This is a genomic window from Terriglobia bacterium, assembly GCA_035712365.1.
Classification (GTDB): domain Bacteria; phylum Acidobacteriota; class Terriglobia; order UBA7540; family UBA7540; genus SCRD01.
Genome location: DASTAW010000021.1, coordinates 115,989 through 132,656, shown reverse-complemented (window position 1 = coordinate 132,656; position 16,668 = coordinate 115,989). Strand labels below are relative to the sequence as shown.

Here is a 16,668-nt window from a genome sequence, read left to right as displayed (position 1 = left end):
TCCGGGTTGACCGAGGCGGACAGTGGATGGCTTAAGGGCGCTGGGCCGGGACCTTCTGCTCGGCGGCGAGAATCTCTTGAGCTGAGGCTGTGCCGGTCCCTCTTTTCATAATCGTCACAGACGCCGCAACATTGCCCAGGCGTGCGGCGGCGACGGGATCGCGAGTGGCGGCCAAAGTCAGCGCACAGGCCGCCGCAAAGCTGTCGCCCGCGCCACAGATGTCGATGGGATTTTCAACCGGACGCGTTTCAGCCCAAGCCTCGTCTTCATCCTGAATAACCAGAGCGCCCTTTGGGCCGTGCGTAACGATCAAGACCTTAGCCTCAAGATGCCTCCGGAGGGCGGGGAAGTCTATTTTGCCGAAGAGATTTTGGCAAGCGGCTTCCGCCTCGTCGTGGTTGGGTTTCAGGACCACGCTGTGGAAAAGGTGGACCCGCTTGCGGGAATCGGCCAGGAAAGTCTTCTGCGGATATTTTTCCGCCAGACGGATGAGCGAATCCCGCACTGCCGGAGTGACGACTCCTCCTGCGCTGGTTTCTGCCTGGTCGGCGATAACGATGATGTCGAAGGTGGGAACGGCCAGCAGAATGTTTTCAATCACCGCCTGCTCCGCGTCCGCGTGCAATGGCCGGGTGGAGATGAAGTCCACGCGCGGCTGGTCTTCTTGCCCGGTCCTGCTGTTCAGAAGTTTGGTATAAGTGAAGGTCTGCCAGTCCTGCGCCTTCACCATGCGATCTGTGGCGATGCCGCGCGTGGCCAGCGCCTGTTCCAGCTCAAATCCAAAGCCGTCATCACCGCGGACGCCGATTACTTCAACGTGTCCTGCGCCGAGAGCGGCCAGATTGTTTGCCACCGTTCCGCCAGCGCCCGGAGTCACTTCGGTTGAAACGACGCCCAGGCGCGGTATGCCCGTCTCGCGGGAGGGCTCGGAAGCCGCGGGATCGTAAGCACACCAACGGTCGAGACAAATGTCGCCGATCACCAGGGCCTTGAGCCGGGGAAAGGCTGAGAGAATTTCGCGCGTGTTCATTCCGTCTCCAGCAGGGCGCGGCGAAGCGCCGGAACCGTGGCTCGATGGTCCCCGCAGAAGTAAAAACTCTCTCCTCCGTCGGCAACGGTCCGGACCAGGATGGTCTTGTGCGGGCGGAAGTAATAACCCGGATCGGTTTTAGGCAGTTCATGGTGAATGTCACCCTGAATCGGCACCAGGTCAAAAACCGCCGTGGTGAAATGTTTGATGGAGCGCCCCTGTTGCCGGGCCGCGTTGCGGACCATCGAGAGCGCCTTCAGGTAAACCTCGGGCCCCATGATGGCCGTCCCGAAATCCAGCATCACGCCGCCTTCCAGGCTGTCCACGGCTTGCGTGTAAATCAGAAAGTCGCGGTAGCTGGCTGCGCCCATCGCCGCGCCATCACAGTTCGGGTGCTCGTGAACGATGTCATATCCAACGCCGACATGCACCGTCACCGGAACCGACCGGCGATAAGCCGCGGCAAAGATGCTGACGTCCTTATGAGGAAAGTCGCCGCTGTCAATATGGCGCCCCAGGTTCTCACCGAGTCCGAGCCCAAGGTCGGCAGCCTCTTTGATGACATCGTTCAGGTCTCCGGTTTCTCGCCACAGGCCGAACTCGCCCGTCTGGATGTAACGGGCTACGCTTTCAGTGGTGGCTCCGATGCGCGCCAGCTCGTAATCGTGGATGGCGCCTGCGCCATTCATCGCAATGTGGTTGATGAAACCGCGGTCGATGAGGTCGATGACATGCCGGCTCACGCCCATTTTGATGACGTGGGCGCCCATCATCAGGATCCTGGCGGCTCCCTTGCGCCTGGCGGCGAGCATCCTGCGCGCGACCTCGGGGAGTTGGGGATGCGTGAACTCCGGCGCAGGGCCCTCGAGGCCGAGCACGTAATCGAGCTGCATATCGTGCGTACGGCTGCTGAGCGGCTTGATCAACAGCCTGGAGCGGTCAAACTGTCTGTATTTGGATGCCATGTTTGCGCTATCAGCCGGGAAACAGAGTTTTGAGCAATTCGTCGCGGCAGAGATAGTTGGGAATGATGTAGTCCGCTCCCACGCCGGCCAGGCGGTCACGCTTCCAAGTGTCAACTTTCTGGCACTCAGGCTCGTCGGTGGCTACGCCCACCGCCATACCGCCAACGTCCTTCACGTTCTTGATCTCCACGTAGCCGTCGCCGAAGCCCAACAGTTCATCGCCACGGCATTCCATGGAGCCGATGATTTTCTGGATCAGCATGGCCTTTGAAAAACTTCTGTAGTCGTCCTGGGCGCCGTAGATGCCGCCATCAAAATAAGGCGTGATCCGAAGCAGTTCCGCCTCTTCGACTGTGTAAGCGTGGTCCGTGCCGCTGGCGCAGTAGAGCCTGAACCCGCGCGCCTTGAGCGAGTCGAGCAGCGCCCGGGCGCCCGGAACAAGATACGCGTCGGGCGGTTCCTTCCCCTGCCGCAATGCTTCCCGCCGGTGTCGGATTTTTTCCATCAGGCGGTCATGATACAACTTCTTGTAGGCCAGCGGCTCGAGCGGCTGCCCGCCGCGCGACTTCACCTGATTTACCAGCTCGATCATCTGGTAGATCGTTTGTTTGCCGGTCAAGCGAGCCACATAATCCTCCACCAGCATCCCGAGTTCTGCCTCGCTCTCCCCGGTATTTAATTCCGCCAGGACCTCCACCATCATGGGGACCATAACGTCGATCCAGCCCGCGCGCAGCAGCGAGAGTGTGCCGTCAAAATCGAAAAGGACAACCCGCGTCCGGCGGGCCGATGGACCGGGATGAAGACACTCAATCATGACAGCCTCGAACTGCGTTTACGCATCCGGATGAGACTCAGCAACCTTCAGAGCCGCTGACACAACCGTCTATATTAGGCTCGGCGCGCGGGCGTGTAAACAGCAGCGGAGTCAGCCACGCTGCGACGTGCCTGTCAATTTGATTTGTGGCAGCCGTGGTGCGGGAAGGGAAGACTCGTGCAGCAGATGCTTGCGCCATTGCCGGAGCTGACGCATCAAGGCGGAAAGATCGACACTCTCAAACTCTGCACCGAATGGCTCGAGTTTGGCGCAGCCCTTTTCCAGCAAGGAGCGGAAACCGGCGCGATTGCCGCGCCCGTGGTGATGAAAAGCCGCCGCTATCTGGATGAGTCCGTGCAGCAATGTCTTGCGATCACCCGATGCTTTCAGCCAAACAGCTTCGAGCGCCTCGTGGGCCTCAAAGTATCGCTGCGCGTTGAACAAGTGGATGCCTTCCAGAAACTGCTGCTCCATGGCCTTCCTGTCAACGGGACGCTGTTTATTGGTCGTCCTCATCGGATCCGGCGGCAGACGGCGCAAACGCGCCCTGGCTTGCCTGGGGGTAGGGAGTTTGCCAGCCGCGCGCCTCGTGCCAAAGGATTCGGTCCAGTTTTTGACTGGGCACGTCGTCCGGCAGGTTGAAGTCCATCTGCATGGACGCCACGGCTGCCTTGCGCGCTGCGCCCTTCAGGGTGTTGAGGGAAGGGTTCACTTCAAAAATCGATTGCTTCGGTTCCACGGCCGTATAGGGAGCAAAGTCCGGGGCCGTCTGGAAGCTGTTTCGCATGTCGTCGGAAATCAGGTCAAAGATGGAAAGCGTAGGCAGGCCCAGCATGTGCTCTATGGTTTTCAGCATGCTCAGGTGAGAATAATAGGTGGAGTCCACCGCGCCGCGCCGGATGTAGGGACTGATGGCCAGCGCCACGGTGCGATGTCCGTCCACGTGGTCAATGCCGGCCTGGGCGTCGTCTTCCACCACAAAGATGGCCATGCTTTTCCAGAAGCGCGACCGCGTCAGACGCTCGATAATCTGCCCCAGCGCCCAATCGTTGTCCGCCACCATCGCTTGGGGAGTTGATACGCCCGGGGTTGTGCCGGCCGTATGGTCGCTGGGCAGTTGCATCAGCACGAGGTTTGGCATTGCGCCGCTCTTTTCCCAGACGCTCAGGTATTTCAGAAAGATTTGCGCCCGAACAACGTCTGGCACGGCCAGCGTCCAGTAGGGGAAGTCGTGGACCACAATCCTGTCGAGCGAGGCCGACGGAGCCGATTCGTGAAAGCGGCCCGCAAAGTCTTCGCCCGCTTTCCACGCATCCAGGTTTCGGGCCCGCTCGCCGATGTTCATTTCGCCGTGCGGCACCGGGACGTATTCGCCAAAGTCAGCCACTGTCAGTTTATGCGCATTTGCTTCATTCCAGATAAACCCGCTGCTGGCCGGCGCGATCGGGTCGGCGCCGTCGTAAGGGTAGCTGCGCCCCTCATAGCCGGGCCAGTAGGCGTAATCCGTTTCGGCGGCCTGGGTAAGCCACTGATGACCGTCGGCGCTGTTGCCGCCCGAAGCATAAAAGTTATCGAGCAGCACAAACTGTTCCGCCAGGCGATGCTGGTTCGGCGTCACGTCCGGCCCGTACTGCTCCAGCGTGGGATCGCTGTTTCCCTGGCTCATGTCACCGAAAACCTGGTCATAGGTCCGGTTCTCTTTGATGATGAAGACGACGTGCTGAATCAGCGAAGGACCGCCCGCGCGCACAGGAACGGGCAGAGGCGCCAGGTTTGCGTGCTCGGCGGGCGCCGCAGCCAAGGCCTCTCCACCGCGAAGCGTCAGGTGGTTGTTGTGCGCCACGGCTTGGGAATAGCCTTCCAGTTGAGCGGCGTCCGGCACCGGGACAACTTCCACCGAAGAGCGGTCGGAATGCACGTAGCGCCGTGTGGGTCCTGGCAAGATGTCGAGCCCCTCGCTCCGGGCCATCCGGGCAATGTCATAAGGATTTCCGCCCGGCCCAACGCCCATCAGGTTGGCCACCAACAGATATTGGGCATCGGCGCTCAGCCGCAGGTCGCTGGGATACCAGGCGGTGGGAATCAGACCTTCGATTCGGCCATCGTCGGCGCGCATTACGGCGACGGCGTTGATGCCTCCGCAGGCCACGTAGAGTGTTTTCCCGTCCGCGCTCACGGCCAGCGCGTTGGGAGCAACTCCCTCAGCCGTTTTCTGGAAAGGCTCGATTCGAAAAGTCTTGGTCACGCGGTTCGACTCCGTGTCGATCACCGTAACCGAGTCGGAATTGCTGTTGGCGACGTAAAGCCGGGCGCGTGGCTCGTCCCAGGCGAGAGCGGTGGGGTGCAGGCCGGTCTCGATGGTGTCGGTAACTTTCATAGTGGCGAGGTTCACGCGGCTCACGGTGCCGGTGGACGCGATCCCTCGCGCATCCACCACTACGCGGTCAGCGTCCGGCCGGGTACCGGTGGTGACCGTAAGGTCCTGGGCCACCGGGAAGCGCCCGCCCCAATTGGAGACGTATGCAACCGTGCCGGCCCGGTTCACCCGGACGCCAAACGGCGCGATGCCGGTGCGGACCGTCCCCTTGATGTTGCCCGAGGCAAGGTCCACAACGGCGAGGGAATCATCAAACGTCAGGGCCATTCCCGCCAGGCGTTCACCGGCGGCATTCTTCGTGGCGGCTGCGGAAACTTCTCCGGCCGCAAACGTCCCCAGGCGGTTTGCAATCACCTCTTCCTCACCGTTCCTGATCCTCACAAGCTGGATGGCGGTTTCGCGCTTGCCCTGGACGGTCCCAGCTATGGCGGCGGTCATCAACGGCTCGGCGTTCGTGGGATCGAGCACCATGCCCTGCATGCCGGGAATTCTTCCGCCATGGATGATTTCGAGCACCTTGTTGGTCCGCCAGTCGAGTCGGTAAACATTACCGGAGTTGAGCGCCACATAGATCACGTCGTCGGTGCTGCCGAAGGTCACGGCGCGCACCCGCCCGCTGAACACGCTCTGCGCCCCGGCCGGCGTGATGGACTGCCCTGTGGTGACGACGCCGGGCTTGTCGACCGCCCGTACCGGCCAGTGCGGTTCCTGGGCCAGTGCGGAGGCCGTCGCTATCGCGGCCAACATGAGCACAGCGGCGGCTTCGAGAAGCGACTCCGTCAGCAGACGTTTGAATTTCACGATGAATGCCTCCTCGATGTTCACAGCGCTGGCGGATCCAGCATGCGTTCCCCAGTTTGGAATGTTTGCACCCGTTCGATCCCAATTGCGGCTGACGATCATATCACCATTGCGCCGTTTAATTCCGGACTAAGGCTGGCAGAATGGTCGAAGGAAGTTACGCGATGAGCGCAGTGATGGGGCAGGCTGGGTTAAAAGCGGGGCCCGGCCGTGCAGTCGCGCAGTTGGTGTGGATATTGGAGCTTAATGGCTGCGGTCAGCGACGCTGGAAGGGGTTAGAATGGGTTGCCGGCGGTGAGCCTGGTTTATGGTCTCCGCGATCTCCTGAGAGACGGGGTGGCGGCGACAATGGGCGCTCCCTGCGCAAGCTCGCAGAAACCAGCGTCGTGTGTCTGACGGCGCTTGACAAGGCCGTGATGTGGCACGAGCATCTTGCCCGTGCTCGAACACGGTCAGGATGAAGTGCCACCAATACAGACTGTCCATCTGCATGGAAGGCACCACACAAGAAGGCGCGCGCCCGCGCCGCCTGCCGGAAATCGTGAAACGCTTCTGAGCTCGAGGAGAGTCCCGTGGCCGATGCGGTCAAAGTTTTCTTTCTGATTCTCAGCGCACTCTTTCCAATTGTCGACCCGCTGGGCGCAAGCCCTATCTTCCTGGCGCACACGCAGCTTTACTCGCCTGAAACGCGCCGAGGTCTTGCCTGGCGTGTCGCCCTCAACAGCCTTTACCTGACCGTTGGCTCGTATTTCATTGGCGCGCAGGTCCTCAAGTTCTTTGGCGTGTCGCTGCCTGTGGTGCAGGTCGGCGGAGGGTTAGTGGTGGTCGCGATGGGTTGGGGAATGCTGATGCAAGAAGAGCCGGTAGGCGACGTGTCGCGCAGAACTATCCAGGGTCCGGACCCTTTTCGCAGCGCCTTCTATCCCCTGACGCTGCCGCTGACGGTGGGCCCGGGGTCAATTTCCGTGGCAGTCACCTTAGGCGCAAACACGACACACCGCTACGGATTCAACGTCCTGCTGATTGTTGCGGCGCTCCTCGCCATGGGCCTGATCGCCGCCAGCGTCGGGCTGTGCTATGCGTTCGCGGACCCGCTGGCCCGGAGGCTCGGGAAGACAACCATGACAGTTATTGTCCGGCTTGCTGCCTTCCTGCTGGTTTGTATTGGCGTGCAAATCATGTGGAATGGAATTAGCGCGCTGCTTGTCTCAGTCCGATTTCTGGCTCGATAACGGGCAGGCAGCGCGTCTATGGGAGGCGCGATTCATACCCCGTCCAATGCCCTTCGACAGATGGGGTGTGTTGCACGATGGCGCGGTTGATAAGTCGAACATATCTGTTGAATTCTAAGCGCACTGGACGTAACATCCATCCCAAGGCTTGGTCGGAGCCGGTCGCTTTCGCAAGACATACCAAGGGAGTGCAATGTGAGGAGGAAATCTGCTATGGGCAGGTTTGTGGCGTTTCTTTATGGGATGTTCGCTTATATCCTGTTTCTGCTCTCGTTCTTGTACGCCATCGGGTTCGTCGGGAACCTGATGGTTCCCAAGTCAATTGATTCCGGGACCGCGGCAAGCCTCGGCTCCGCCCTCGTGATCGACCTGGTGCTGCTGAGTCTATTCGCGATCCAGCACAGCGGCATGGCGCGCCCGGGCTTCAAGCGGTGGTGGACGAGGATAGTTCCCCAGCCAGTCGAGCGCAGCACCTACGTCCTGCTGTCCAGCCTGGTCTTGATCCTTCTCTACTGGCAATGGCAGCCCTTAACCGGCATCTTCTGGCAGGTCCAGAGCCCTGCCGGCCGGATGGTCCTGCAAGTTGTGTTCTGGCTCGGGTGGCTGATCGTGCTGGTTTCCACTTTCATGATCAACCATTTTGATCTTTTCGGGTTGCGGCAGGTCTACCTGCACGCGCGCCGCGGGGCATATACCTCGACGGGATTCAGGGTCCCCGGTTTTTACAAGTACATCCGCCATCCCATCATGCTGGGCTTCATCATTGCTTTCTGGGCGACGCCGGACATGACGTTCGGCCACCTGCTGTTCGCTCTCATGACAACGGGTTACATACTTGTTGCCCTTCAGATGGAAGAGCGCGACCTGGTGAGCCTCCACGGAGAAACCTACCAGCGGTATCAACGGCGGGTTAGCATGCTGTTTCCGTTCAGGCGATACGAAGAATCTGATTAGCCGCAAGGGACACGGATTCGCCTCCCTGGCCGGGTGGCGCCAGCCAGCATGGCGGACTGACTGCGGTCTACTTTCCGTAAACCGCTGCGCGCCAGTAGGCCTGGTGGCCAAGGTAATCGTCATCGGGCAGGTTGGCGATGATCAGGCGGCGCAGTTCGAGCGCATCGATGGGCCCCTGGCGTTCATACAGCACCTCGCCCTTGGGACCGATCAGGACGGTGTAAGGAACGGCGCCGTTCCACTTGGGATTGAACGCCGCCATCAAGTCGTAAATTTGGGGCACGCCGAAAATCAGGTTTTCGCTGGTGGCGTGCTGCTCCTCGAGTTCGCGCAAAACGCCCGCCTTCTCATCAGGGTAATTGATGCTCACGGTCACAAGCTGAAACGGCCGATGTCCGTACATGCGGTACATGGTTTGAAAAAGCGGAAGTTCCCTCACGCAGGGGCCGCACCAGGTGGCCCAGAAATCGACCAGCAGCAGCTTGCCGGTACGGTTCTTGCGCAGCGCGGTCAATTCGGCGGCCATAGCGGGCTTCACGGAAACCGGCAGGCTCTTGATGCGGGATATTTCATCCTCGCTCGTCGCCTCCTTATACATCCATTTAGTGGAACAGCCGGCGGCGGGCGTTACGGGCGCCTGGATGGGCTTGCCGGCCAGCGCCTCGTCGATGGCGATCCGCGCGTCCTGGCGGGTGACGTATTCGGGGCGGGGGTTGTTGTCAACCCGGCCATCGTAGAGCAGCTTCCGCTCCGGGCCAAAAACGAAAACGTGGGGCGTGGCCACAGGCCCGTAAGCACGGGCCACCGACTGTGTCTCACCGTCATAAAGGTACGGGAAGTTAAAGTGCCGGTAGGCGGCGCGAATCTTCATCTCAGCAAACGAGTCGCTCAGGTCCGTATAGCCAAGCTCGTCAAGCTGGACGGCCTTGGGATTATTAGGTTGGATGGCAACAAATGCTACGCTTTGCCCCTCGTAGTCGTCCACGAGCTGCTTGATGCGCGTTTCGTAGAGCTGGGCCGTCGGGCAATGATTGCAGGTGAAAATGATCGCCAGGACTTTGGCGGAGGCGTAATCTTTCAGGCAATGCGTCTTGCCGTCGATGCCCGGAAGGCAAAAGTCCGGCGCAGGAGAGCCGATGCCAAGCGTCGGCGGGACCTCCTGCCCAGGGAGCTGGCCGCAAAGGAGTGCGATGGCAAAGCTCAGGGCAAGAATGCGCAATGTGCAGCGTAACATGTTCGCAACCTCCCTCGAGGATGGCGTTGCCGCGCGCCGAACAGTATGCGTCCTAATCTTATACCACGTCCCGCTGGTTCGAAACGGGCCCACGCTCAGGATCGGTGAGGTCCAATTTTGTCGTAATGAGGCTTGAGTTTCTCGAAACACGGGGAATAGAATACGGCTGGAAAACACGCTTTTCGAGGGAGGGTGAGATGGTCAATCGAAGAGAGTTTTTGGCGTCCATGGCGGCTGCGGCATCTGCGGCGGCGACACCGGCGGGACCGCTGGCAGGCACGCCGTCCCTTCCATTATCCCGCGCTTCCGTGACCGGCGCAGCCGCTCTGGCCATCAACGGCGGAAAGCCGGTGCGCGAGAAGCGCCTGCAGGTGGCCGATTGCGGCATGGGAACCGAGTTTTACGGGGATGAAGAACGTGCCCGAGTGAACGACGTGATCGCGTCTCGCGGGCCCTTCCGCTGGTATGGCGCCGGGCCCAACCCGCCGATGCAGTGCGCAAATTTTGAGAAAGCGTTCGGCCGGCGGATGCGGCGGCAGTATGTGCTGGGAGTCACTTCGGGGACAGCCGCCCTGCAGTGCGCCATGGCGGCGCTTGGGCTCGGCCCGGGCGATGAGATGATCCTTCCGGCGTGGACATGGTATTCATGCTACAACGCCATCGTACTGGCGGGAGCGCTTCCAGTCTTTGCGGAAATCGATGAGTCGCTGGGCATCGATCCCGATGACATCGAACATCGCATCACGCCTCAGACGAAGGCGATTATGGCCGTGCATCTCGAAGGCTGTCCGGCCGATCTCGATCGAATCCTGCCCATCGCCCGCAAGCACGGGCTGAAGGTGCTGGAAGACTGCGCGCAGAGTCTGGGCGCGGATTACAAGGGCAGGCCGGTGGGATCGATCGGCGACATCGCCATTTACAGCTTCCAGTTCTGCAAGACGATTACATCCGGCGAGGGCGGCGCAGTGGTCACTGATGATCCCGTTCTATTTGAGCGCGCGTGCCGGTTCCACGACCTGGGCTCGCTGCGGCCCGCTTTGAAAGAACGGCTCCGGGCCGAAAGGGTCCCGGCCTTTGCGGGCGCAAACTTCCGCATGAGCGAGTTCACCGGCGGCGTAATGGACGCCCAGCTTGCCAAGCTCGACATGATCGTGGCCGCTCTCAGGGAAAATGGCAGGCGTGTTTACGAAGGTATCCGCGATTTGCCGGACCCTAAGTTCCGGCGCGCGCCCGATCCCGACGGCGACCTGAAGGAAAGGATCTTCCTCGGTTTTCCCACACGCCAGCATCGTGACCAGTACATGAAAGCGATGCGAGCGGAGAATGTTCCCGCCGGGCCGCCCAGCGGTTCGGCGATCCTGCCGATTGTTCCGCAGGTGAAGAACAAAGTCACGGCCCACCCGGCCTGGCCGTCGTTCACCACGCCGCGCGGACGCGAGATCCAATATGGCGCGGAAGCCTGCCCTCGGACCCTCGACATCCTGCATCGCTTTGCGGCCGTTCCAATCGATCCGAAGTTTACAGAGCAGGATACGCAGGACATCGCCGCCGCCATCAACAAGGTGTACCCCGCCGTTATGAATGCCTGAACGCGCCGGCGGCAAAAGATTCCTCCTTGCGAAGGCGCTCATCTCGTGACTGCGCGGCTTGGTGGAGTTGCTGGCCTTCCGCGTGCGCAAAGCCCCTATGTCCGGACCTCCAGACCCGAAGCATTTGCATCAAGCTTTTGCTTTGAGGACCGTTCTGCTGTACGACGTGGGCCGGAGGAGCGGACCAAGTCCCGACGGCCTCGGGCGAGCGCCAGGTCTTGCGTTCGTGTTCAAGTGTTCGAGCCGGCAACTCCGCGCCGGGAGCGGCGGCTGAATGCCAAATCGCCAGCGCAATTCAGTTCGAGTTTATGATAACATCCATGAGGTTGGACAAGAATAACTGGAAGTCCTGCGGTCATGCCTGTTCGCTTTCATCAAATGTTTTCCTTCGTCACCTTACTCGCGGGCGGTGAAACTGGCGGCCCGAGTCAGGCCCGGCAGGTCTAAGTACACACGGTGCGTGTGATGCGGATTCTCATTGCGGACGATCATGAGCTGGTTCGCAGAGGCGTCCGGTCCCTTTTGTTGACGCAACCTGATATCGAGGTTTGCGGTGAGGCCGTTGATGGTCAGGACGCCATCGAACAGTCTCGAAAACTGAATCCCGATGTCATCGTGATGGACATCAGCATGCCGAGGCTTAACGGCCTGGAAGCGACACGCGAAATTCGGCGGATGCTTCCCCAAACGAATATTGTTGTCCTGACCCAGCATGACTCCCCTGAAATGATGCAGCAAGCGTTGATCGCCGGCGCGCGCGGCTACGTCGTAAAGTCGGAAGTTTCAGAAAATTTGATCACGGGAATCCATAAGGTCCATCGCGGCCAGTTGTTCTTCGGCGCTGCCGTCCTGGGGCGCGCGAGCAACCTCGATTTGCAGGAAATCCTTCAGCGCAGCGAGGCATTTGCGGTAGCGCTTCGTGACAGCGAAGAACGGTTCCGGTTAACGTTCCAGCAGGCGGCCGTGGGCATGGCCCACGTGGCTGAGGATGGACACTGGCTCCGAATTAATCAGAAGATCTGCGAAATTTCAGGGTACACGGAAGCGGAACTGCTGCAAATGAGATTCCAGGATATTACCCATCCGGACGATCTCGCGGCCGACGTTGAACAGGCAAACCAGGTCATCAAGGGCGCACTCGACCAGTATTCGATGGAGAAGCGATACATCCGCAAAAACGGAAACCCCGTGTGGGTGGACCTGACCGTCAGCGCGGTGCGTGACACAGAAAACAGGCTGAAGTATTTTGTCGCCGTCGTACAGGACATCAACGAGCGGAAAAACGCGGAAGACCGGCTGCGGGAAATTGACGAACGCTTCCGGCAGACTTTTGAGCAGGCTGCCGTCGGTATCGCTCACATCGCCCTGGAGGGCCGCTGGCTGCGGGTCAACCAAAAACTCTGCCAGATTCTGGGATACACGACGCAGGAATTGCTGAGTGGAACGTTTCAGGCGATTACCCATCCCGAAGACCTCGTCAGGATCCTTGCCAGCGTCGGGAAAATCGTCAACGGCGAGCTCGACCAGTTTGCAACCGAGAAGCGGTCTATCCGCAAAGATGGAAGCTTGTTGTGGGTCAATCTGACGCTGAGCGCCGTGCGTGACTCGGCGCAGCAGGTGAAGTATTTTGTCGCCGTGATTGAAGACATCAGCGTGCGAAGGGATGCTGAAGAGCAACTGAGCGTTCTGCTGGACTATCAAACGGCCACGATGAACAACATGGCCGAAGGGCTTTTCACGCTGGATGGGAAGGGCCTGGCTACATCAATGAATGCGGCCGCGGAGGCGATGTTCGGTTGGACGGCGGCGGAATTGCTCGGCAGGAAAATGCACGACGTAATCCATTACAAGCACCCGGACGGCAGTCCTTTCCCGGCGAGCGAGTGCCCGGGTCTCCGCGTGCTGCAACACGGCGGCCAGCTCCGCGAACACGAAGACGTCTTCATTCGCAAAGACGGAAGCTTCATGCCGGTCGTGTTCAGCGCCTCTCCGCTATACCGTAACGGCCAGGTGGCGGGTGTCGTGGTGGGATTTCGCGACGACACTGAGTCGCGCAGAGTCAGGAACCGGTTGCGTGACAGCGAGCAGCGGCTCCGGGAAATCATCGACGCTCTGCCGGCCGCAATTTACACCACCGACGCCGAAGGACTGTTGACACATTTCAATTCCGGGGCCGTCGAGATCTCCGGCTGCACGCCGGCCCTGTGCAAAGACCGCTGGTGCATGAACTGGAAGATGTATCGGGCCGATGGTTCTCCCTTTCCTCCCGATGAGTGCCCGATGAAAATTGCTCTCACCGAGGGCCGCATCGTGGAGCAGGACCTTATTGTGGAACGGCCTGATGGATCGCGCCGCTGGTGTACGCTCTTTCCCCGCCTGTTCCGCGACCACGAAGGCAAGATCACCGGCGGCCTCAGCATGGCCGTGGACATTACGGAACAAATCACGGCCAAACGAGAGCTTTCTGACACGGTGCAGCAGCAGAAGGCGCAGTTCCGGTTTTCCGATCAGTTGCAACGGGCCGTTTCATTGGAACAGGCCTGCGGTTCCGCGGTGGAAGCGATTGTGGCCGCGTTGCCGTGCGACCGGGCCTCCGTGTTGCTCTGCGACGAGCAGGAAGTGATGCGCTTCGTAAGCTGGCGGGGGTTGTCGGCGGATTATCGCGCCGCCGTGGTAGGGCATTCCGCCTGGGCGCCGGGTGAGACCAGCTTTCTTCCCGTGTGTGTCCCGGATGTTGACGCGGCGGAAATGGCCGGTCCGGTAAAAGAGGCCCTGAAAGCTGAGGGAATCGCGGCCCTTGCCTTCATTCCTCTGGCTTCGAATGGAAAGCTGATTGGGAAATTCATGACCTATTTCGATGCAGCCCATCAGTTTTCCGGGGATGAGATCGACCTGAGCCTGGCGATCGCCCGCCAGCTTGCCTTCGGTATCGACCGGTTGCGCGCCGGGGACTCCTTGCGAAGGGGCGCGAACGCGCTCGCAAAGCTGAACGACCTCAGCGCACGCTTGTGGCGAATCCGGGACCTTAAGCATGGACTCGATGAAATACTGGCTTCCGCGATGGAATTGCTCGGCGCTGAAAAGGGCAACGTCCAGCTTCTGCGCGGGGACAAAGACGTGCTGACAATCGCGGCGCAGCACGGCTTCGACCGGGACTTCCTGGATTTCTTCCGGGAGGTTTCCATCAAAGACGATTCTGCTTGTGGCCGGGCGCTGCGTCTGCGCGAGCCCATAGTGATCGAAGATGTGGAAATCGATGTGCCGTACGCGCCGTACCGTTCGGCAGCGCGCGCAGCCGGTTACCGCGGCGTGGTTTCAGTTCCGCTGATCGGGGCCGAAGGAACGCCAATGGGCGTGCTTTCTACTCATTTCAGATCGGGCCATCGACCCACGGCCCAGGATTTGCGCCATCTGGACCTCTGCGCGCACCAGGCAGCGGACTTTATCCACCGGTGCAAAACGGAAGAGGCCCTTCGCAAGAGCGAGAAGCGCCTGATTGGGCTGACGGAGAACCTGGAGGCCGAGGTGCGGGCCCGGACCTCGGAACTGGAAATGCGCGGCGCCGAGATCCTCAGGCAATCGGAGCACGTCCGGGACCTCTCCGCGCTTCTGCTTCAGGCCCAGGACCACGAAAGGCGGCGTATTGCCCGCGAACTGCACGATAGCGCGGGTCAAATACTGACCGTTCTCAATCTCAACCTGACCACTTTCATGAGGCTCGCTTCGCAGCACGCACGGCCGGATTTTGGGATCATAACGGACAGCCAGAAGCTGGTGCAGCAGCTCATCCGGGAGACCCGGACAATGTCCTACTTGCTGCACCCCCCGATGCTGGACGAGCGCGGCCTGGCGGAAGCCCTGCGCTGGTATGTGCGGGGGCTCGAGGAGCGTAGTCCCGTGCGGATCGGCCTGGAAATACCGTCCCGGTTCAGGAGACTGACACCGGCGTTGGAGCTGGTCATCTTCCGCGTGGTGCAGGAGGCTTTGACCAACATTCACCGGCACTCGAGAAGCAAGACGGCGGCCATCCGCCTGGCCCAGGACCGCACTGCCGTCGCCGTCGAGATCGAAGACCGCGGGAGAGGCATCAATGCGGAGAAGCTTGTGGAAATCCACTCGCACGGCTCGGGCGTGGGGATCCGCGGGATGCGCGAGCGCGTCCGGCTGGCCAAGGGTGAAATGAAGATCGAATCGAACGGAAACGGGACAAAAATCTCTGTCGTGTTCCCGGTTTCCGAAGGCTCCTTTGTCGAGGAAGCTGGCGAGCTCCAGCCGAACTGAGCCTGGAACGGCATCGATGTGAGGTCGAAGAGCAACCGTCGCCTCGGTGTGCGGGCGTCGGGATGCTCTTTCCGCAATCTTAGGCAACATAGTGACTGTACTCTGTATTGATGATGAACCCTCGGCCAACGAGACGCGGCGGCTGCTGCTCGAGTCTGAGGGATACCAGGTGATCGACGCATCGACTGGAGAGGACGGAATCCGGCTCTTTCAGTCGAACAAGATCGACGTTGCCATCGTGGATTACTGGATGTCCGGAATGAATGGACTGAGCGTGGCCCGGGAGATCAAGCGCCTGGATCCTGCCATGCCGGTCATCATGCTTTCGGGCCTGCCAGAGCTTCCCGGCGAGGCGGTGGGTATAGCGGACCGGTGGATTCTAAAAGGGCGCTCATCACAAGCTCTCCTTGAGGCGGTCGCGTCGCTCACGTCGGCGCACCCTTAGAGCGGGGCAAATTTCCCTGGGAGACAATATATTCGATTCCGGGACATTATTCACAAACTGTCGCTCCGCGCCTTCCCTCCCGACCGCTGCAGCCCCCGCTGGCCGGGCACGCCTTTTCGAGGCGCACAGAAAACCAAGCCGCTCAAACAGATGACCCTTCAAGGACCTGAGGAGGTGGACATCGGCGCTGTTTTCGGCGGGGAGCCGGAGCAGGTCTGGAAAACCCCTGCGGCCGTCTGCGTGCAGACCTCCCGACGATATTCGGCCGTCGAGAGCAGGGACGGCAGACTTAAGGTGGGAAGGTCGCGAAAAGTGCACTCCCTGAACTATGCCGTGTGAATTGCCGCGTATGGTAACGACACCCATCCGGCGTTTGTTCTCGCTGGAGTTTCTCCTCTCGATCTGCGCCACCGGAATCGTCATCTCGCAAGTCCCCGTCATCGCCCAGACCTCGAAGCCCACCGAGTATGACGTCGAAGCCGCATACCTCTGCCAGATCCCTAAATTCGTGCACTGGCCTGCGCCGGCGGCCCCAGTAGGAAAGACATTTCCCATCTGCATAATTGGCCAGAATCCTTTTGGGCACGCTCTTGAAGATGACGCGCAGGGCGAGCAGATTCAGGGGCTGCCTTTGGAGGTAAAAACGATCGCCTCTGCCCGCGAGGCTGGCAATTGCCGCATCCTGTTCGTGGGTGGTCCTTCGGCAACGGGTGAGGTGTCTGGCGTTTTGGCGGCCCTGCGCGGCGCCCCAGTCCTGACGGTGAGCAATCTACCCGACTTCACCTCTCGGGGCGGCATCATTCAGTTTGTCTTGATTGACTCCAGGGTCCGGTTCAGAATTAACCTTGACAACGCGAAACGGGCGGGCATCACGCTGAGCTCTCAACTGCTGAGGGTCGCCGCCAGCATTGAGCGCGACAGGCATCCCGGGGAGTAGCAGTGT

General features: G+C 60.5%; 13 protein-coding genes. 7 read left to right on the top strand and 6 right to left on the bottom strand.

Annotated features, from left to right (window positions below; genetic code table 11):
* Positions 1–31: 31 nt before the first annotated feature.
* From VFQ24_06605 to VFQ24_06585, 5 genes are all read right to left on the bottom strand, one after another.
* Positions 32–1,030 carry a PfkB family carbohydrate kinase gene (locus VFQ24_06605; GenBank protein HET9178011.1) on the bottom strand — a complete coding sequence of 333 codons (999 nt, stop codon included), beginning with the start codon at positions 1,028–1,030 and terminating at the stop codon, positions 32–34.
* Positions 1,027–1,995 (bottom strand): hypothetical protein, encoded by a 969-nt coding sequence (locus VFQ24_06600; protein HET9178010.1) that lies wholly within the window; start codon positions 1,993–1,995, stop codon positions 1,027–1,029. The genes VFQ24_06605 and VFQ24_06600 overlap by 4 nt, the downstream gene beginning before the upstream one ends.
* A gap of 10 nt (positions 1,996–2,005) precedes the next feature.
* A complete protein-coding gene (locus VFQ24_06595; GenBank protein HET9178009.1) occupies positions 2,006–2,812 on the bottom strand; it encodes an HAD family hydrolase in 807 nt (268 codons plus the stop codon).
* A gap of 111 nt (positions 2,813–2,923) precedes the next feature.
* A complete protein-coding gene (locus VFQ24_06590; GenBank protein HET9178008.1) occupies positions 2,924–3,328 on the bottom strand; it encodes a DUF309 domain-containing protein in 405 nt (134 codons plus the stop codon).
* Positions 3,312–5,990, bottom strand: coding sequence for a bifunctional YncE family protein/alkaline phosphatase family protein (locus VFQ24_06585; GenBank protein ID HET9178007.1), 2,679 nt, complete (start codon positions 5,988–5,990; stop codon positions 3,312–3,314). The genes VFQ24_06590 and VFQ24_06585 overlap by 17 nt, the downstream gene beginning before the upstream one ends.
* Positions 5,991–6,562: 572 nt before the next feature.
* On the opposite strand from VFQ24_06585, the gene VFQ24_06580 reads away from it, so the two are divergent.
* Both VFQ24_06580 and VFQ24_06575 read left to right on the top strand, forming a co-directional pair.
* Positions 6,563–7,222, top strand: a complete 660-nt coding sequence (locus VFQ24_06580; GenBank protein ID HET9178006.1) for a MarC family protein — start codon at positions 6,563–6,565, stop codon at positions 7,220–7,222.
* Positions 7,223–7,435: 213 nt separating this feature from the next.
* Positions 7,436–8,176, top strand: coding sequence for an NnrU family protein (locus VFQ24_06575; GenBank protein ID HET9178005.1), 741 nt, complete (start codon positions 7,436–7,438; stop codon positions 8,174–8,176).
* Between the two features lie 67 nt (positions 8,177–8,243).
* On the opposite strand, the gene VFQ24_06570 is transcribed toward VFQ24_06575, so the two are convergent.
* The gene (locus VFQ24_06570; GenBank protein HET9178004.1) at positions 8,244–9,410 is read right to left on the bottom strand and encodes a redoxin domain-containing protein; all 1,167 of its coding nucleotides are present in this window, start codon (positions 9,408–9,410) and stop codon (positions 8,244–8,246) included.
* 197 nt (positions 9,411–9,607) lie between these two features.
* Here VFQ24_06570 and VFQ24_06565 point away from each other — a divergent pair, with 197 nt between their 5' ends.
* From VFQ24_06565 to VFQ24_06545, 5 genes are all read left to right on the top strand, one after another.
* A complete protein-coding gene (locus VFQ24_06565; GenBank protein ID HET9178003.1) occupies positions 9,608–10,999 on the top strand; it encodes a DegT/DnrJ/EryC1/StrS family aminotransferase in 1,392 nt (463 codons plus the stop codon).
* Between the two features lie 465 nt (positions 11,000–11,464).
* Complete coding sequence (locus VFQ24_06560) at positions 11,465–15,280, top strand: PAS domain S-box protein (GenBank protein HET9178002.1); 3,816 nt, start codon at positions 11,465–11,467, stop codon at positions 15,278–15,280.
* Between the two features lie 91 nt (positions 15,281–15,371).
* Positions 15,372–15,725 carry a response regulator gene (locus VFQ24_06555; protein ID HET9178001.1) on the top strand — a complete coding sequence of 118 codons (354 nt, stop codon included), beginning with the start codon at positions 15,372–15,374 and terminating at the stop codon, positions 15,723–15,725.
* A 150-nt stretch (positions 15,726–15,875) separates the two neighbouring features.
* Positions 15,876–16,064: a hypothetical protein gene (locus tag VFQ24_06550; protein HET9178000.1), complete on the top strand. Its 189-nt coding sequence runs from the start codon at positions 15,876–15,878 to the stop codon at positions 16,062–16,064.
* A 10-nt stretch (positions 16,065–16,074) separates the two neighbouring features.
* On the top strand, positions 16,075–16,662 hold the full coding sequence (locus tag VFQ24_06545; protein ID HET9177999.1) for a YfiR family protein: 588 nt from the start codon (positions 16,075–16,077) through the stop codon (positions 16,660–16,662).
* Positions 16,663–16,668 lie beyond the last annotated feature (6 nt).

Excerpts from the sequence above, each read along its gene's own strand:
- VFQ24_06560 (HET9178002.1), top strand. The coding sequence starts at position 11,465 with ATGCGGATTCTCATTGCGGACGATCATGAGCTGGTTCGCAGAGGCGTC.
- VFQ24_06595 (HET9178009.1), bottom strand. The coding sequence starts at position 2,812 with ATGATTGAGTGTCTTCATCCCGGTCCATCGGCCCGCCGGACGCGGGTT.
- VFQ24_06590 (HET9178008.1), bottom strand. The coding sequence starts at position 3,328 with ATGAGGACGACCAATAAACAGCGTCCCGTTGACAGGAAGGCCATGGAG.
- VFQ24_06605 (HET9178011.1), bottom strand. The coding sequence starts at position 1,030 with ATGAACACGCGCGAAATTCTCTCAGCCTTTCCCCGGCTCAAGGCCCTG.
- VFQ24_06565 (HET9178003.1), top strand. The coding sequence starts at position 9,608 with ATGGTCAATCGAAGAGAGTTTTTGGCGTCCATGGCGGCTGCGGCATCT.
- VFQ24_06545 (HET9177999.1), top strand. The coding sequence starts at position 16,075 with ATGGTAACGACACCCATCCGGCGTTTGTTCTCGCTGGAGTTTCTCCTC.
- VFQ24_06570 (HET9178004.1), bottom strand. The coding sequence starts at position 9,410 with ATGTTACGCTGCACATTGCGCATTCTTGCCCTGAGCTTTGCCATCGCA.
- VFQ24_06600 (HET9178010.1), bottom strand. The coding sequence starts at position 1,995 with ATGGCATCCAAATACAGACAGTTTGACCGCTCCAGGCTGTTGATCAAG.
- VFQ24_06575 (HET9178005.1), top strand. The coding sequence starts at position 7,436 with ATGGGCAGGTTTGTGGCGTTTCTTTATGGGATGTTCGCTTATATCCTG.
- VFQ24_06550 (HET9178000.1), top strand. The coding sequence starts at position 15,876 with ATGACCCTTCAAGGACCTGAGGAGGTGGACATCGGCGCTGTTTTCGGC.